Below are 15603 nucleotides of genomic sequence, written 5' to 3' on the forward strand. Positions count from 1 at the left end.
AGGACGTATCCGTGACCGCAGCCGCCGTACCGGCCGCCTCGCCCGCTTCGACGGGCGAGCAGTCCGGCGTACGCCTGGCCCGGTCCCGGCGTAACGCCGAGCTGTCCCTGCTCCTGCTCGCCATGGTGCTCGTGGCGGCGTACGCGGCGATGGTCGAGGCGAAGGCGCTGGACACGATCACGCCCGACTTCTGGATCCCGGCCGCCGCACTGGGGCTGGTCTTCCTCGGCCTGCACCTGGTGATCCGCTGGCTGGCGCCGTACGCCGATCCGGCGCTGCTGCCCGCGGTGGCGCTGCTCAACGGCATCGGGGTCGGCTTCCTGCGGCGGTACGACCTGGCCAAGGCCACGCCCGCCGAGCGGGAGGACCTGGCCGTCTTCGCCGGCACCGGCGGCCGGCAGCTCGCCTGGACGCTCGCCGCGGTGGTGCTCGCCGCCGCTCTGCTGGCGATCCTGCGCGACCACCGCTCGCTGTCCCGGTACGCGTACACCCTGGGCCTGGCCGGCATCGTGCTGGTGATGATCCCGGCGTTGCTGCCGTCGCGGTTCTCCGAGATCAACGGCGCCAAGCTCTGGATCATCGTGCCCGGCCTGGGGCAGATCCAGCCGGGTGAGTTCGCCAAGCTGACCCTGCTGACGTTCTTCGCCTACTACCTGGTGCGCAAGCGCGAGGTGCTCTCGCTCGCGAGCCGGCGGGTGCTGGGCATCGACTTCCCGCGGGGGCGCGACCTCGGCCCGGTGCTCGTGGTGTGGCTGGTCAGCCTCCTGGTCCTGATCTTCGAGAAGGACCTGGGCACGTCGCTGCTCTACTTCGGCATGTTCGTGGTGACGCTCTACATCGCCACCGAGCGGGTGAGCTGGCTGCTCATCGGTCTGATCCTGTTCTTCGGCGGCGCCTACCTGGCGTACGTGCTGGGCAGCACCGTGGGCGGCCCGTTCGCGAACTTCTACGACCGGGCGCAGATCTGGCTGGACCCGTTCGCCGAGCCGTACGACAGGGGTTATCAGCTGGTGCAGGGGCTGCTCACGCTCGGCACCGGCGGCCTGTTCGGGGCCGGGCCGGGCGGCGGCCAGCCGGCACTGCTGCCCGAGGTGCAGACCGACTTCATCTTCGCCGGCATCGGTGAGGAGATCGGCCTGTTCGGTCTCTCCGCGCTGCTCGTGATCTACCTGCTGATCGTGGAGCGGGGCCTGCGGGCCGCGCTGGCGGTGCGGGACTCGTTCGGCAAGCTGCTCGCCGGTGGTCTGGCGTTCACGCTCGGCCTGCAGGTCTTCGTCATCGTCGGCGGCATCAGCAAGCTCATCCCGCTGACCGGTCAGACCACCCCGTTCCTGTCCGCCGGTGGCTCGTCGCTGATGGCGAACTGGCTGCTGATCGCGGTGCTGCTGCGGGTCTCCGACGGCGCCCGCCGCCCGGTGACCGGCGGCCGTGGTCCGGCCGCCCGGCCCGCAGGCGGTCCGCCCGAGCAGTTGCACGGCGCCCAGACGGAGGTGATCCGGCCGTGAACGCCCCCCTGCGCCGCGTCGGCGTTGTCGTGATCGTCCTGTTCGGGCTGCTGTTCGCGAACCTGAACTGGATCCAGGCCTACAAGGCCGACGAGTACCGCAACAGCGACTACAACGGCCGGGTTCAGGTCGCCGAGTACGACCGCAAGCGCGGCAACATCGAGGTCGGCGGCACCGCGTACGCGGTCAGCAAGGAGACCGGCGGTGAGCTGAAGTACCAGCGCACCTACCCGGGCGGGGCGATGTACGCGCACGTGCTCGGCTGGAAGCCGGTCAACGGCGGCGCGAGCGGCATCGAGCGGGTGGAGAACGACTTCCTGGCCGGCACCAGCGACGCGCTCATCGCCAGCCGGATCAAGGACATGTTCACCGGTGACGAGACCGGCGGCGGCAACGTGCTGCTGACGCTCTCCAAGGGTGCCCAGCAGACGGCGTACAAGCAGCTCAACGACAACCAGGTCGGCGCGACCAAGGGCGCGGCCATCGCGATCGACCCGCGTACCGGCGCGGTGCAGGCGCTGGTCTCCATGCCGAGCTTCGACCCGAACCCGCTGGCGAGTCACGACAGCACCGAGGCGGACCGGGCGTACAACGCGCTGGAGAAGGACAAGGACCGGCCGCTGGCGAACCGGGCGCTGTCCGAGACGCTGCCGCCGGGCTCCACCTTCAAGATCATCATGGCCGCGGCGGCGCTGGAGAACGGCGTCGGGCAGCAGACCCGCATCCCGGCCGGTTCCAGCTACACCGCGCCCGGCGCCGGTCAGCCGATCCGCAACGCCGCGCCGTCGATCTGCCCCGAGTCGCAGGTGACGCTGCGCGAGGCGGTGACCGAGTCCTGCAACACCGGCTTCGCCCAGCTCGGCGTACGCCTCGGCTCCGACAAGGTCAAGGAGAAGGCGAAGCAGTTCGGCTTCGAGCAGGAGGACCTCACCGTCGGCCAGCTCGGTGAGGGCGGCCTGCCGGTGGCCGCCAGCCGCACCGGCGACATGCAGAACCCGGACGGCAGCACCGACCAGGCCGCGCTGGCGCAGTCGTCGATCGGCCAGAACAACGTGCGGATGACCCCGTTGCAGGGCGCGATGATCGCCGCCGCGGTGGCCAACAAGGACGGCAAGCAGATGCGTCCCTACCTCGTCAAGCAGCTGCTCGGGCCGGACCGCACCACCGTCTACGACGCCGCCCAGCCGCGCGAGCTGCGCCGCCCGATCAGCGGCCAGGTCGCCGCCGACCTGCGCGACATGATGCAGAACGTGGTGAAGGAGGGCACCGGCCGCCGGGCTGCCATCGACGGCTTCGTGGTCGGCGGCAAGACCGGCACCGCCCAGTCCGGCCCGAACACCCCGGACCACGGCTGGTTCATCGGCTTCGCGCTGGACAAGGACGGCACGCCGCTCTCCGCGGTCTGCGTCGAGCTGGAGCAGGCGGGCAGCGGCGGCAGCGCCGAGGCAGCCCGCATCGCCGGCCGGATCATGGCGGCGGCGATCGCCGACTCCGGGAGGCGCTGACGTGCTCGGTCCGGGAGTCAAGCTCGGCAACCGCTACCGCCTCGACGAGCGGATCGCCAGCGGTGGCATGGGCGACGTGTGGCGCGGCACCGACCAGGTGCTGGGCCGTACCGTCGCGGTCAAGAGCCTGCTCCCGGCGCTGCTGGACGAACCGGGCTTCGCCGAGCGGTTCCGCGGCGAGGCCCGGACCATGGCCACCATCAACCACCCCGGCGTGGTCGACGTCTACGACTTCGGCAGCGACCAGCACATCGCGTTCCTGGTGATGGAGTACGTCGAGGGCGATGCGCTCTCCGCCACGCTCAGCCGCGTCGGCCGGCTGACCCCGGCCCGCACGATGGCGCTGCTGGCGCAGGCCGCCGACGCGTTGCACGCGGCGCACGAGAAGGGCATCGTGCACCGCGACGTGAAGCCCGGCAACCTGCTGGTCCGGCCGAACGGCACGCTCGTGCTCACCGACTTCGGCATCGCCCGCTCGGACCTGGTCGGCCAGCTCACCGCCGCCGGCTCGGTGCTCGGTACCGCCTCGTACATCTCGCCGGAGCAGGCCACCGGCGCTGTCGCCACCCCCGCCTCGGACGTCTACGCGCTGGGCGTGGTCGCGTACCAGTGCCTGGCCGGCCGCCGCCCGTTCGAGGGGGACAACCCCCTCGAAATCGCTATGAAGCACGTGCGGGACGCTCCGCGGGCGCTTCCGCCCGACATCCCACCACAGGTTCGCGCGATCGTGGAGCGGGCCATGGCGAAGGACCCGGCCGCGCGCTGGCCGAGCGCCGCCGCGCTGGCGAGCATCGCCCGGCAGGCCAAGCTCGCGCTCTCCCAGGCGGCACGCGCCGGGCACCCGATCTCCGGCGTACCCGCCTCGCCGGCCGCGCCCGTCGCGCGGGCGCAGGTGCCGACCGCCATGCCGCGTCCGCAGCCGCCGGCCGCCGCCCCCCGTCCGCAACCCCGGCCGCCCGTGTCCCCGGCCCACCCGCCGCTCGCCGCGCCGCGCCCGGCAGTGGTAGCGCACCCCGCCCCGCAGCCCCGCCCGCCGGTGGCGCCGCGCGGCGCGGCCCCCGTGCCGCAGCCACGCCCCGTTCCCCAGCACAACCCCCTGGGGTACGCGCGACCGCCCGCCGCCGCTCCGCCCCGGCGCTCCCGGTCCGGCCTGTGGACGACCGCGATCGTGGTGGCTGTACTGGTCATCCTCTGCTCGGGCGTGATTTCGTTCCTGTACCGGAAATACGGTGCTACCGCATCCGCTCCGGCGAGTGTGAGCGTGACCTCCGGCGCGGTGCAGCCGTACGGAGGCGACTATCCGGTCCGCACGTCGTACCGTCGTGAGGTACGCCTCCTGCCGGCCGGCGGCGGTACGACGACGAGCGAAGGACGAGAGACGCGATGACAGCGCAGGCCCGCCTGCTCGGTGGCAGGTATCAGGTCGGCGAGCTGCTGGGCTACGGCGGCATGGCCGAGGTGCACCGCGGCCGTGACCTCCGGCTCGGGCGGGATGTCGCGATCAAGATGCTCCGTGCCGACCTGGCCCGGGATGCCACCTTCCAGATGCGGTTCCGCCGCGAGGCGCAGAACGCCGCCTCGCTCAACCACCCGGCCATCGTCGCCGTCTACGACACCGGCGAGGAGACCGGCCCCACGGGCGAGACCCTGCCGTTCATCGTGATGGAGTTCGTCAACGGCCGGACCCTCAAGGAGGTCCTCGGCGTCGAGGGGCGGCTCCAGCCGCGCCGGGCGCTGGAGATCTGCGCCGACATGTGCGCCGCGCTGGAGTTCAGCCACCGGCACGGGATCATCCACCGGGACATCAAGCCCGGGAACGTGATGCTCACCCAGACCGGCCAGGTCAAGGTGATGGACTTCGGCATCGCCCGGGCGCTGGCCAGCGGCGCCACCACGATGACGCAGACCAGCGCGGTCATCGGCACCGCGCAGTACCTCTCCCCCGAGCAGGCGCGCGGCGAGGCGGTCGACGCCCGCTCCGACGTCTACGCGGCCGGCTGCGTGCTGTTCGAGCTGCTCTGCGGCCACCCGCCGTTCGTCGGGGACAGCCCGGTCAGCGTCGCGTACCAGCACGTACGGGAGCAGCCGCCGACGCCGAGCACGATCAACCCGGACGTCAACCCCGCTGTCGACGCCATCGTGCTCAAGGCGCTGTCGAAGAACCCGCTCAACCGCTACCAGAGCGCCGGCGAGATGCGGGCGGACCTGCTCCGCGCCGCCGCCGGCCGGCCGGTGCTCGCCACCCCGGTGATGCCGGCCGACGAGACCATGCCGATGGGCGCGGCCGCGGGCGGCGGATACCACCAGGCGCAGCAGACCCAGATGATGGGCCCGCAGACCCGCCAGCAGCCGGTGGCGCGGGTCGGCGACCCGGGCAAGCGCAAGAGCTCGTCCTGGGTGATCGCCGCGTTCGCCGCGCTCGGCGTGCTCGCGGTGATCGCGCTCGGCACCGCGCTCTGGCTCAACCAGGCCGGCAACGAGAAGGTGTCGGTGCCGCAGTTGGTGGGCCGTTCGCAGGCCGAGGCGCAGGCCGCGCTCAGCCAGGCCGGGCTGCGTTTCGCCCCCGGGGACCCGGTCAAGAACGCCGAGTGCAAGAAGGGCACCGTGGTCGAGCAGAACCCGCCGTTCGGCCAGCGGGTGGAGAAGAACAGCGCCGTGACGGTCCAGATCTGCGTCGGCCCGGACGAGGTCACCATCCCGCAGAGCTTGGTGGGCGGCAACTTCACTGCCGTGAAGGCGCAGCTGGAGAGCCTGGGGCTCACCGTCGAGCGCAAGGATGTCGACGACGATGCCCGGGAGGGCCAGGTCACCAGGGTGTCGCCCAAGGAGGGCAGCAAGGTGGCCCCGGAGAGCAAAGTGACGCTCGAGGTCTCCAGGGGCAACGTCATCACGGTGCCGGACGTCCGTGGCTTCACCGAGAACCAGGCGCGGAAGCAGTTGGAGGAAGCCGGTTTCCGAGTCAAGGTGCAGGACGGCAACGAGGTCGACCCGGCCGAGGCGGACAAGGTGAGCAGCCAGAGCCCGTCGGCCAGGAGCAAGCAGCCCAAGAACTCGACCGTGACCATCAGGGTCGACGTGCCGAAGGCCGAGGAGACCGAGAGCCCGTCCCCGAGCGAGACCCCCAGCGCGACACCGACCACGCCGGGTGGGGGCGGTGGCGGCTTCCCGTTCCCGACGGTCCCGCCGGCACGCGGCAACGGCGGCTGACCGACGCGGAATCACACTTGGCCGGGTCGTGTCCCCCGACTGGAAAGAGTGTTAATCGTCGGGCATCAACGTGATTCGATGTTCCTTGGGCGTTGGCATCGATTCCCGAGGAACTAATCACGGGATGAACTATGGCCGGTTCTCGGCGCGGCTCGCTGCGGTCGATCGCAATCATCGCAACCCTCCTGGCAAGTCTCGGGACAATTGCTCGGGCGGGGTGATCTCAATCCGCCCTACTTGACGCGCAATCTCGCTGATGGCTCGGTCGAGAAGTTCGTCGATCCCAAGGCAGAGGCGGTGGCGGCGTGGGGCGTACTTGCGGGCGGTTCTCACGTTCATGTCAAGCCGGCGGGCGGTCGCGTCATGGCCGCTCTACGCAACGCCGCCATCGGCGCACTCCGCACCGCCGGAATCACCAACATCGCCGCCGGCCCGCCATCATGCCCATGACAGCACCCGCCCGCTGGCACTCCTCGGCATCACCTGACGACTTTGCCGGGACCCTGATCCAAGGCTGCCCGACTCGCGGCCTTCGCCCGTGTCGCAGCAATCAACCCTCATGCATTGCTGAGATCACCTCACTACTGACTACGACAGCCGCCCCAATTGCTAGCCTCGGTCTTTCGCTAAGTGTTGATCAAGGCTTGTGGGCCTGTCTGTTGATCTTCTCGGGCTGGCCTGTGGTGGTGTGGGCATGGTGGTGGCCCGGCGCGTGGTCGGGTTCCTCCGAGGGCGCTCGGCGGGTCGGGGTGTCGGGTTCAGGTGATCGGTCGGGGTAGCGCGGCGAGGCGGTTGAACGCTGTGACGAGGTCGTTGGCCCAGGGCCAGTGCTGGGCGATGCGTAGCCGGGTTTGGCGGGCCGAGCGGGTGAGTCGGGCGGCGACGTGGAGTAGCCGGTAGCGCAGCTTCTTGGGTTCGGCTGCGGCAAGTTCGCCGTCCAGAAGTAGCAGTTGGGTCCAGGCGAGCAGGTCGATGCCGGTGAGGACGACTTCCAGCCAGGCGGCGTTGATGGCGAACACGCGGGAGGGGAATCGGCCGAAGCCGGTGTCCTTGCCGCAGCGGATGCGGTCCTCGACGCGGGCGTGACCGCGGTGGCGGGCCTCCAGGTACTGAATGGCGCCGTGGCCGGGTGGGGTGTCGGTGGCCAGTACCTGGTGTCGCATGCCTTCGATGGTGTCGAACAGGCTCAGTTGCGCGCCGGGGTGCGGCCGTTCGCGGCGCACGATGAACCGGGTTCCGGCCGGGAAGCCGTCGGCGGGGACCAGGCCGGTCAGTTCGGCCACGTGGGCGCCGTCGCGGGGTTCGCCGTCGGTGTCGAGGGCGGGCACCCACGTGCCGTGCTGTTTGGCGTGCAGGATCGCCTGCCGGATCGGTTCGGTGATGGCGACTCCGACGGAGAACGTGGTGTCCACTCCCTGCTTGCGCAGGTCGCGGATGTGCGCGAGGAACCCTTGGGTGCAGCCGGCCGAGTCGGTGCGGATCAGGATCGGGGTGCCGTGCCGGTGGGAGTCCGGGATCTGGGCCAGGGCGGCGTCGAGGACGGTGATGTGGTCGGCGGTGGTGTTCGACCCGGCCCGGCCCTCCCGCAGCAGGCCGGACAGGGCCTCGCGGGTGTTGTCCAGGAAGCAGAACAACGGGTGGTAGCCGAAGGTCTTCTTCCAGGTCGGGGTCGCTGATTGCTTGTCCGAGTGGCACAGCACGATCGAGGCGTCCAGATCGAGGACCAGGCCAGGGACCGGCTGGCCAGCCGCGGTTGTCTGCGGGAGCCGGCCGCGGGTCTCGGCCAGCTGGGCCCAGGCCAGCTGACGAGCCCGTGCCCGAGCGTCACGCAACCGACCCAGTGCCTCACCGTCCACGCCGGACAGGAGCCGCCACGCCGTCGGGTCCGACGCGACCGGACCGAACAAGTCCGCCGGGTCACGCAGCACGGCCAGGTCCGAGATCGCTTCACCACCGTCGGCGAGCATCACCGCCAGGTCCACCGCGACCCGGCCCGGGTCGTGCTGGCCACGCCGCCGCCGCAGACCGGCGAGGGCCTCACCGAACGCCCCGGTCAGCCCGGTCACCTCCGCGACATCAGCGAGGAGACGAGCGCTGGCATGGCCGACCACGCCACGCCCGTCGGCACTCACGATGATCTTCGGGCGCGCTCCGGTAGCCTTCACTCGGTAAGTGCCTTCCGTGCGGACGATCATGGGCCTTCGACAAGCCAGATCATCCCAGATCGGGAGGCACTTCCTCATTTCTGATCATGAACCACAGACGGCCTTACTGAACGGCCGAGGCTAGCTGACCAGGGCGTAGTCTCTGTTTAGGGGCAGGCGAGTCGTTGACGTTGAATTTCTAGTGTCGCGTGTCTGAGTTCTTTTGACGGTTGGCTTTGGTGAGGATTTGGTCGGCGGTCTTGGTCCAGGCGAACGGTTGGCAGCGTTCGTTGTAGGCGTCGATGAACCTGCGGATCGCGGCGATCAGGTCCGGGACGCTGGTGAAGGTGCCGCGGCGGATGGCTTGGCGGGTGATGATCCCGAAGAAGACCTCGACGAGGTTCATCCAGGATGCGCTGGTCGGGGTGAAGTGCATGGTGATGCGGGGGTGCTTGGCGAGCCAGGCCTTGACGTTCGGGCGGTTGTGGGTGGCGTAGTTGTCGCAGACCACGTGGAGTTCGACTCGGGGGTGAGCCTTGGCGACCTGCTTGAGGAAGGTCAGGAACTCGCCGTTGCGGTGACGGGGGTAGCAGGCGTCGGCGGTGATCCGGCCGGTGGCGACCTCCAGGGCGGCGAACAGGGTGGTGGTGCCGTGCCGCCTGTAGTCGTGGGTCCGTCGTTCGGCCTGGTCGAAGCGCATGGGCAGCAGTGGCGCGGTCCGGTCGAGTGCCTGGATCTGGGACTTCTCGTCGATGCATACGACCACGGCCTTGTCCGGGGGGTCGAGGTAGAGCCCGACCACATCGCGGATCTTGGCCTCCAACCGCGGGTCGGTGGAGAACTTGAACGTCTCGACCCGGTGGGGTTGCAGTCCCCAGTCCCGCCAGATCCGGGCGACCTCGGCGAAGCTGACGGGCGTGCCCTGCCTGGTCAACTGGTCGGCGAGGGTTCTGGCCGACCAGTGCGTGATGCCCAGGTCCGCCGGCGGCGGGTTCAGTGTCGCTGCCACCACGGCGGCCTCGTCGATGACCGGCGGGCGACCCGGGCGCGGCAGGTCCGCCAAGGCGCCGAGACCGCCGGCGGCGTATCGGGCCCGCCACGCGACCACGGTCTGGCGGCTCATCCCCACCCGCCGGGCGATCTCCGCATTCGACACGCCCTCAGCGGCCAGCAACACCATCCGAGCGCGCTGGACATGCCCGGCCGGCGCCGTGGACGAACGAGTCAACTCACGAAGACGAGCACCATCACCCGGACGGAGAACCAACGGCGCGGCTACAGACACGCCTCATTCTCCCGCACCCAAACCGTCAAGTCACTTCAGACACGCAACACTAGCCTAAAAAACGGCTTGACCTGGACTTATTGATTGATCGTTGACGAAGTAGTAGGGTGATGGCACACTTTCCATCATCGACACGCTACCCAGTGCAGGTTGACTAAGAGTGGCCGGCCTTGAAGACGCGCATTGCCAGTGAGTTCGGTGGCCCCATGCAGGTTCTTTCTGTCGGAGGTTAGGAGAAACCGTGCGTTTTGGAGTACGAATCAGAGCTGCGGCTGCGGTGATTTTCACGGCTCTTGCGTTTGGGGTATTCGGGATAGCTGGGCCAGCTCAGGCGGGTTGTAGTACAAGAGCCTTCGTCTACTACTACAAGTCGGGCAGCGAAGAGAAGGTCTGGAGTAGGTCATGCAGTGGAAGGTATCCTATAAATTCTGTCGGAGTTGGGATGTCAACTGGTCCTTGGTCGGGATATCTGACTGAGTCAGGTGGCAAGCAATGGTACTTCTGCGACTGGGAAGATTGGAGTTTTTATCCCGACTATCCGAGGTTCAAGGAAATTTACTTGAGTGCGACCAAGATGGCGCACTGTACTTGAACCCACTGACCTAAACTTTGGCCGATTTTGTGGTTTTGGGTACTTCTGGCACGGCGATGGTTATCTCGTACGTGACGTCGCGGGTACGTTCTGTTCTGCGTTGGCGGGTGTGCGAGGTCCGTTGTGTTGCCGGTCGTGGCGGTTAAGCGGCTGGCCGGCGATGGCGGCGACGAGCGTGGTGGCGGGGTCGGGGTCGTGGTGTCCGCAGTTGACGCAGGGGCCGCGGTCGGTGGCGAGGAGATTGCGGGTCAGGGCGAGTACGGCGGTGAAGCTGATCCCGTCAGGTCGACGTTCAGGTCGAAGGCGGTGTTCACGGCGAAGCGTACGAGGGCGTTGTGGACGGTCAGGAGGGACCCAGAGTTCCTGGTGGGCCAGTTGCGGGGTCTGTCCGCGTAGGCGGGTGCCGGGTTCGCGCAGAGTGCTTTTCAACCGGGCGTAGGTCAGTTCGATCTGCCATCGCTCGGCAAACAGCGCGGCGATCTGGTCGGCGGGATAGCGGACCCTCTCGGCACACCCTCAACCCGCACCCGCGGGATCCGCTCGGTCACCCGAGCGGTCACCACGCTGACGCTGTCCCGCCGGAACAGGCACAACCCGAGCACGATCATTGCGGTGACCGCGCCGGTCAGCACCCGCCGCCGGCCATCGACGTGTCCGGCCTCGGCCTGCGCCCGCCCGATCAGCTCCGCACCGGACAACACCGGCCGAGGTAGGTGACGTGCTCGCGTTGGCAGTGCAGGACGTCGGCGGTGATCACGGTGTCGCGTAGGTCGCTGATCTGGTCGAGCAGCGGCGCGAACCGGGTGATCTCGTTGGTCTTGCCGTCCACGTCGATGCTGGCCAGGACCACACCGGTGGCCTGGTCGCAGGCGGTCATCACGTGCCGGGCAGGGGTGCCGGTGGGTGCGGGAGCCGCGCAGGGTCTTGCCGTCGACGGCGATCGCCCGGCCGGCCGTTGAGGTGGTGGCGGTGGCCCGGCCGGCGAGCCAGACACTGATCGCCGCGGTCAGTAGTTGCGGGTCCATGGCCTGCAACAGCCGACGGATCATCGCCTGCGATGGGCGCCGGTCGGCAGTCATGCCCAAGGCGACAGCGGTTGCCGCCGGCACGTCGGCGACCCATTCGGCGATCGCGGCGTACGAGCGGTAGCCGGCGACCACAGCACACACCGCTGCGGTGACCACGACTGTCAGCCGGTGCCGAACACCTCGCCTGGCGCGTGGATCAGGCACACCAGCGAGCGCTTCGGGTAGCCCACCAGCGGTTTCGGCAACGGTCAGAGCCGGTGCGCAGGACAAGGATGAGATCAGCGATGATGGCAGCGCGGGCATGACTCACTTCGAACGATCAACATGGCGTAGAGAACCTTGATGATCTTCTGAGCCAGTCATGCCCGTCTTGCTGCCACCACCAACGGCGCTTCTACCCCAAGCCTCACAAGTCAGACACCGTCACGACTTTGCCGGGGCCCTGCCGAAGCTCCTGGCTGGAACATGTTGATCTAGTCAATCCATGTCCTACCAGGAGCTTCTCCACATCTCACACCCGACCCACACCCCGGACCGAAACCGGGACTATTGATCACTAAACGGCCTTGAGTTTAGGTCAGTAGTGGTAGTTGACCCTATATGTATCGTTGAAACGGAATCAAATTCAGCCGCTGCTTGGAGTACTAACTCCGGGTGCGTTGGAGTTGCGCCAGCAGATGAGGGCGCAGGCGAGGCTGAGGAAGGCTTGCTGCACAGGTTAAAGATCAAGTCAGGCGGCGGCGAAGGCGGCGCGGCGGCGGGCGTCCACCTCGGCGGCCAGCTCGGGAGCGCGCTCCAGCGCCTCCGGGAAGCCGCAGGCGGCAAGCCAGTTCGCCAGCATCAGGTGACCGCCCTCGGTCAGCACCGACTCGGGGTGGAACTGCACGCCCTCGATCGGCAGCGAGCGGTGCCGCATCGCCATCACCACGCCGGAGGCGGTCCGGCCGGTGACCTCCAGCTCGTCGGGAAGCGTCTCGGGCAGGACGGCCAGCGAGTGGTACCGGGTGGCGGTGAACGGGTCCGGCAGCCCGGCGAGCACGCCCACGCCGTCGTGGCGTACCTCCGAGGTCTTGCCGTGCAGCAGTTCCGGCGCGCGGGCCACAGTCGCGCCGAACGCCTCGCCGATCGCCTGGTGACCGAGGCAGACGCCGAAGATCGGGAGCTTGCCGGCGTACTCGCGGATCACGTCCAGGCAGATGCCGGCCCGGTCCGGGCTGCCCGGACCGGGTGACAGCAGGACACCGGCGGCGCCGGCGCGGCCCACCTCGGCGACGTCGATCTCGTCGTTGCGCCGCACCTCGCAGTCGGCGCCGAGCTGGCCGAGGTACTGCACGAGGTTGAAGACGAACGAGTCGTAGTTGTCGATCACCAGTACGCGCATCGGGGTCACCTGTTCGGGGTGGAGGGTGGGGCGTTGTTCGTCTCGGTGCTGTACGGCAGCTCCTCCTCGCCGGGCAGCCCGGTGGGTTCGGTGATCCCGCCGTCACCCGGTACGCCGGATTCCTGGGTGACCTGCACGTCGTCGAAGGGCAGCAGCGGTTCCGCCCACGGGAAGACCACGAACCAGAGCAGCGCGACGGTGGCGGTGGCCAGCACCAGCGAGCCGATCAGCTTGCCGGGCAGCCCGAACGGCAGCTTGCGCCAGATCCACGAGTACACGGCTCACGCCTCCAACTCGGCCGGGCGGCCCGCCGACTTGGCCTGCGTGTGGTCCAGCCGGGCATGGATGATCAACCGCTGGTAGTTGTCGAACTTCGGGTTGCAGGTCGTGAGCGTGAGCAGCTTCTCGCTGGCCTTCGCGTCCGGCTTGCCCGGCACCGGCGCGACCACCTCCACCTGGGACGGCTTGACGATCCGCTGCTGGTAGACCCGGTAGACGAGCCAGTCGGTCCTGGTCTCGACCACTATGGCGTCGCCGGTCTTCAGCTCGTCCAGCCGCCAGAACGTGGAGCGGATGCGGTGACCGGCGACGGAGAAGTTGCCCACCTCGCCGGGCATGGCGCTGTCCGGGTAGTGGCCCGGGGCGTACCGGATGTCCTCCGGGCTGACCCCCTCGACCACGACCCAGTGCTTGTCGAACCTGGGGATGTAGAGGCCGGCGACCGGCTTCCCCTTGGCCGGCGGCTTCGGCTTCACCGTGGGACCGGTGGTCGGGCCGACGGTCGGGTCCGCGGTGGCACCCCACTCCTGGGCGAGTTGGCTGTTCAGGTCGCTCTGGTGGGCCTCGACGATGACCGCCTTGCCCCAGATCTCGTACCCGGCGAAGAGGAGCACCACCAGCCCGAACGTGATCAGCAGCTCGCCGGTGCCCCGGACGACGGTGCGCAGCCGGGAGCCGACTGTGGGGCGGGTCAGCTCGGAGTAGACGCTGCGGTATCCGTCGCCGGTCTGCTCGGGCCGCAGCTGCACCACCCGCTCGCCGCGCCGGGGGCGGGGTGGCTCGGCGGGCGGCTCGCCGCCGCCGTCGCCGGTGTCCGGCGCCGGGGGCACCGCGCCCATCAGCCCGGTGGCGTCCAGGTGGGGGTTCGCGGGTGGGCGGGTGACGGCGGGCAGCACCGTCGTCGCCCCGGGGTCGGCCGGAGGGTTCCGGTCCGCGCCGGTCGGCCCGCCGAGAGGGGGTACGCCGGGCGGCCGTTCACCACCCCCCGGCGGTCGGCGAGCGTCCTCCGGCGGGCGTCCGCCGGTCTCCCACGGGCGGGTGCCCGCCTGCGGTGGCTGTCCGCCGCGGCCACCGCGCTCGGGCGGGACCGCCCCACCGGTGGAGTGGCGGACGGCGTTCTGCTGCCCTGCCGGTCCGTACCCCTCCGGCCGGTGTGCTACGTCGCCGGGCGCGGCGGGGCGCATCCCGGGGGCGGGACCACCCCGGGGCGCCGGGCCGTTCTGCGGAGGGCCGTTCTGCGCCGGCCCGTGGTGTGCGGGGCCGTTCTGCGCAGGGCTGTGGTGCGCGGGGCCGTGGTGTCCGGGGCTGTGGTGCGCGGGGCCGGCCGGGTGGGGCGTACCCCTGGGGGGAGGCTCGCTCGCCGAGGCGCGGAACCGGGAGTCGGCCTCGGCGCGGGAGGAGCCCGGCGGCTGGTGCGCCTGAGCGCCCGGCCACGGCGGCGGCGGAGCGGTCGGCGGGGCGGTCCGGGGCGAAGCGGACGGCGGCGGGACCGTCCGGGGCGGTCCGGGAGGCGGCGGGACGGGCGGCCGGGGGTCCGGGCCGCGCCGGGCCGGGGCGGTGTGGGCCGGACCGGCGTCGGGCCAGGGCAGGCCGAGCGGGGGTGGCGACGCCGGGGCCGGACGCTCGACCCGGGGGAGGAACGATGTCGGCTCCTCCCGGCGGTCGTGGCCGGCGCGTTCCCGGGGGTCGCCGCCGGTCACCGGGGCACCGTCGCCGATTGCAACGCGGTGGAGTCCTCGAACGCCGGCACGGTGACCGTGGAGACGCGCTCGACGTACCCGAGTTGGTAGTGGTCGGCCACTTCCTTGAACACCCGCACTCCCTCAGAGGCGGCGAGCGCCCGCTGGAGTTCCGCGGGATCGCCGATTGCCACGATCTTGAAAGGAGGGGAGTACACCCGGCCGTGCAGCAGCAGGGTGTTACCGACGCAGCGTACCGCGCTGGTGCTCAGCACGCGGACGTTCATGATTGACATGGCCTCCGCGCCGCCGGCCCAGAGCGCGTTGACGACCGCCTGGACGTCGCCCTGGTGCACCACCAGGTCGTCGTTGCTGGCGCCCTTCGGCAGCGGCTGGTCCGGCCGGCGGTCGGCGTCGTTCAGCTCGACCGTCACGCCGCTGCCGGTGAGCGCGGTGAATCCGGCGGCCTGCCGGCTGGCGGCGGCCCGGTCCCGCTCGGTCTTGATCGGCCCGTCGGCGCCGGCCAGCGCCTCGGTCTGCTCCTCCACCTCGGCGCGGAGCCGGGCGGCCTTCGCCTCGCTGGCGGCGACCTCCTCGCGGCGGTCCTCGATGAGCTGGGTGAGCTGGGGCCGGCGGTCCTCGCGCAGGGGCGTGCCGCCCGCGGTGGTGGCGGTGGTGGTGAAGAGCAGGCCGGCCGCGGCGGCGATCAGGGGTACGCCGATGGACCAGCCGGGGCGGCGCTGGCGGGCGCGCCGGGGCAGCAGGGCGGCTGCCGCGCGGCGGAGGACCTTCTGCCAGGAGGCGGCGCCGGACGTGTACTCCACCGGGCGTTCCCTTTCCCGTCGTCTCGTTCCGGCCCGCGCCGGTGCGAGCCGACCTGCTCGACCCGGAAAGTCCGCTCTTTCCGGTTACTGAGTGCACCGGCCTGGCCCCATTCGTGGCCTGGACGGTCCGTCGGGACTACGCTAGCTGTCGAACATTATTGGCCATGGACCGTC

Annotated in this window: 14 protein-coding genes and 1 pseudogene; 6 read left to right on the top strand and 9 right to left on the bottom strand. The window is 70.1% G+C overall.

Features of this window, described 5'->3' with window-relative positions; all coding sequences use genetic code 11:
• Positions 1 to 11 precede the first annotated feature (11 nt).
• The 5 genes from ACN27D_RS13895 to ACN27D_RS13915 all read left to right on the top strand — a co-directional run bounded on the left by ACN27D_RS13895 (position 12) and on the right by ACN27D_RS13915 (position 6667).
• Positions 12 to 1505, top strand: a complete 1494-nt coding sequence (locus ACN27D_RS13895) for an FtsW/RodA/SpoVE family cell cycle protein (protein WP_121686537.1) — start codon at positions 12 to 14, stop codon at positions 1503 to 1505.
• Entirely contained in the window at positions 1502 to 3010 is a 1509-nt protein-coding gene (locus tag ACN27D_RS13900; RefSeq protein WP_421499246.1) for a peptidoglycan D,D-transpeptidase FtsI family protein, read from the top strand. Before ACN27D_RS13895 ends, ACN27D_RS13900 begins: the two co-directional genes overlap by 4 nt.
• A 1-nt stretch (position 3011) precedes the next feature.
• Positions 3012 to 4397: a serine/threonine-protein kinase gene (locus ACN27D_RS13905; protein ID WP_120572425.1), complete on the top strand. Its 1386-nt coding sequence runs from the start codon at positions 3012 to 3014 to the stop codon at positions 4395 to 4397.
• Positions 4394 to 6217 carry a Stk1 family PASTA domain-containing Ser/Thr kinase gene (gene pknB / locus ACN27D_RS13910; RefSeq protein ID WP_121686499.1) on the top strand — a complete coding sequence of 608 codons (1824 nt, stop codon included), beginning with the start codon at positions 4394 to 4396 and terminating at the stop codon, positions 6215 to 6217. Before ACN27D_RS13905 ends, pknB begins: the two co-directional genes overlap by 4 nt.
• A 237-nt stretch (positions 6218 to 6454) precedes the next feature.
• Entirely contained in the window at positions 6455 to 6667 is a 213-nt protein-coding gene (locus tag ACN27D_RS13915; protein WP_233586222.1) for a hypothetical protein, read from the top strand.
• Positions 6668 to 6975: 308 nt separating this feature from the next.
• Here ACN27D_RS13915 and ACN27D_RS13920 read toward each other — a convergent pair whose 3' ends face one another.
• The 4 genes from ACN27D_RS13920 to ACN27D_RS13935 all read right to left on the bottom strand — a co-directional run bounded on the left by ACN27D_RS13920 (position 6976) and on the right by ACN27D_RS13935 (position 11115).
• On the bottom strand, positions 6976 to 8412 hold the full coding sequence (locus ACN27D_RS13920) for an IS1380 family transposase (protein ID WP_121686498.1): 1437 nt from the start codon (positions 8410 to 8412) through the stop codon (positions 6976 to 6978).
• 148 nt (positions 8413 to 8560) lie between these two features.
• On the bottom strand, positions 8561 to 9646 hold the full coding sequence (locus ACN27D_RS13925; RefSeq protein WP_121686497.1) for an IS630 family transposase: 1086 nt from the start codon (positions 9644 to 9646) through the stop codon (positions 8561 to 8563).
• A 1032-nt stretch (positions 9647 to 10678) separates the two neighbouring features.
• Positions 10679 to 10939 carry a transposase domain-containing protein gene (locus ACN27D_RS13930; RefSeq protein WP_158614828.1) on the bottom strand — a complete coding sequence of 87 codons (261 nt, stop codon included), beginning with the start codon at positions 10937 to 10939 and terminating at the stop codon, positions 10679 to 10681.
• On the bottom strand, positions 10918 to 11115 hold the full coding sequence (locus ACN27D_RS13935) for a hypothetical protein (protein ID WP_233586221.1): 198 nt from the start codon (positions 11113 to 11115) through the stop codon (positions 10918 to 10920). Before ACN27D_RS13935 ends, ACN27D_RS13930 begins: the two co-directional genes overlap by 22 nt.
• A 26-nt stretch (positions 11116 to 11141) precedes the next feature.
• Here ACN27D_RS13935 and ACN27D_RS13940 point away from each other — a divergent pair, with 26 nt between their 5' ends.
• Positions 11142 to 11387 (top strand): hypothetical protein, encoded by a 246-nt coding sequence (locus ACN27D_RS13940; protein ID WP_358170657.1) that lies wholly within the window; start codon positions 11142 to 11144, stop codon positions 11385 to 11387.
• Here ACN27D_RS13940 and ACN27D_RS13945 read toward each other — a convergent pair.
• From ACN27D_RS13945 to ACN27D_RS13965, 5 genes and pseudogenes are all read right to left on the bottom strand, one after another.
• A pseudogene (locus ACN27D_RS13945) lies at positions 11282 to 11569 on the bottom strand (transposase family protein); the annotation flags it as partial. The gene ACN27D_RS13940 and the pseudogene ACN27D_RS13945 overlap by 106 nt on opposite strands.
• A 427-nt stretch (positions 11570 to 11996) precedes the next feature.
• Positions 11997 to 12647: an aminodeoxychorismate/anthranilate synthase component II gene (locus tag ACN27D_RS13950; RefSeq protein ID WP_121686501.1), complete on the bottom strand. Its 651-nt coding sequence runs from the start codon at positions 12645 to 12647 to the stop codon at positions 11997 to 11999.
• A 5-nt stretch (positions 12648 to 12652) separates the two neighbouring features.
• Complete coding sequence (locus tag ACN27D_RS13955; RefSeq protein WP_120572423.1) at positions 12653 to 12925, bottom strand: hypothetical protein; 273 nt, start codon at positions 12923 to 12925, stop codon at positions 12653 to 12655.
• Positions 12926 to 12928: 3 nt separating this feature from the next.
• The gene (locus ACN27D_RS13960; RefSeq protein WP_421499247.1) at positions 12929 to 14626 is read right to left on the bottom strand and encodes a class E sortase; all 1698 of its coding nucleotides are present in this window, start codon (positions 14624 to 14626) and stop codon (positions 12929 to 12931) included.
• Positions 14623 to 15429, bottom strand: a complete 807-nt coding sequence (locus tag ACN27D_RS13965) for a DUF881 domain-containing protein (protein WP_120572421.1) — start codon at positions 15427 to 15429, stop codon at positions 14623 to 14625. The genes ACN27D_RS13960 and ACN27D_RS13965 overlap by 4 nt, the downstream gene beginning before the upstream one ends.
• Between the last annotated feature and the right edge of the window lie 174 nt (positions 15430 to 15603).

The sequence above is a fragment of the Micromonospora sp. WMMD1274 genome, assembly GCF_049179035.1.
Taxonomy (GTDB): domain Bacteria; phylum Actinomycetota; class Actinomycetes; order Mycobacteriales; family Micromonosporaceae; genus Micromonospora; species Micromonospora tulbaghiae.

Coding starts and splice junctions, on each gene's coding strand:
- pknB (WP_121686499.1), top strand. CDS start 4,394: ATGACAGCGCAGGCCCGCCTGCTCGGTGGCAGGTATCAGGTCGGCGAG.
- ACN27D_RS13950 (WP_121686501.1), bottom strand. CDS start 12,647: ATGCGCGTACTGGTGATCGACAACTACGACTCGTTCGTCTTCAACCTC.
- ACN27D_RS13920 (WP_121686498.1), bottom strand. CDS start 8,412: ATGATCGTCCGCACGGAAGGCACTTACCGAGTGAAGGCTACCGGAGCG.
- ACN27D_RS13935 (WP_233586221.1), bottom strand. CDS start 11,115: ATGACCGCCTGCGACCAGGCCACCGGTGTGGTCCTGGCCAGCATCGAC.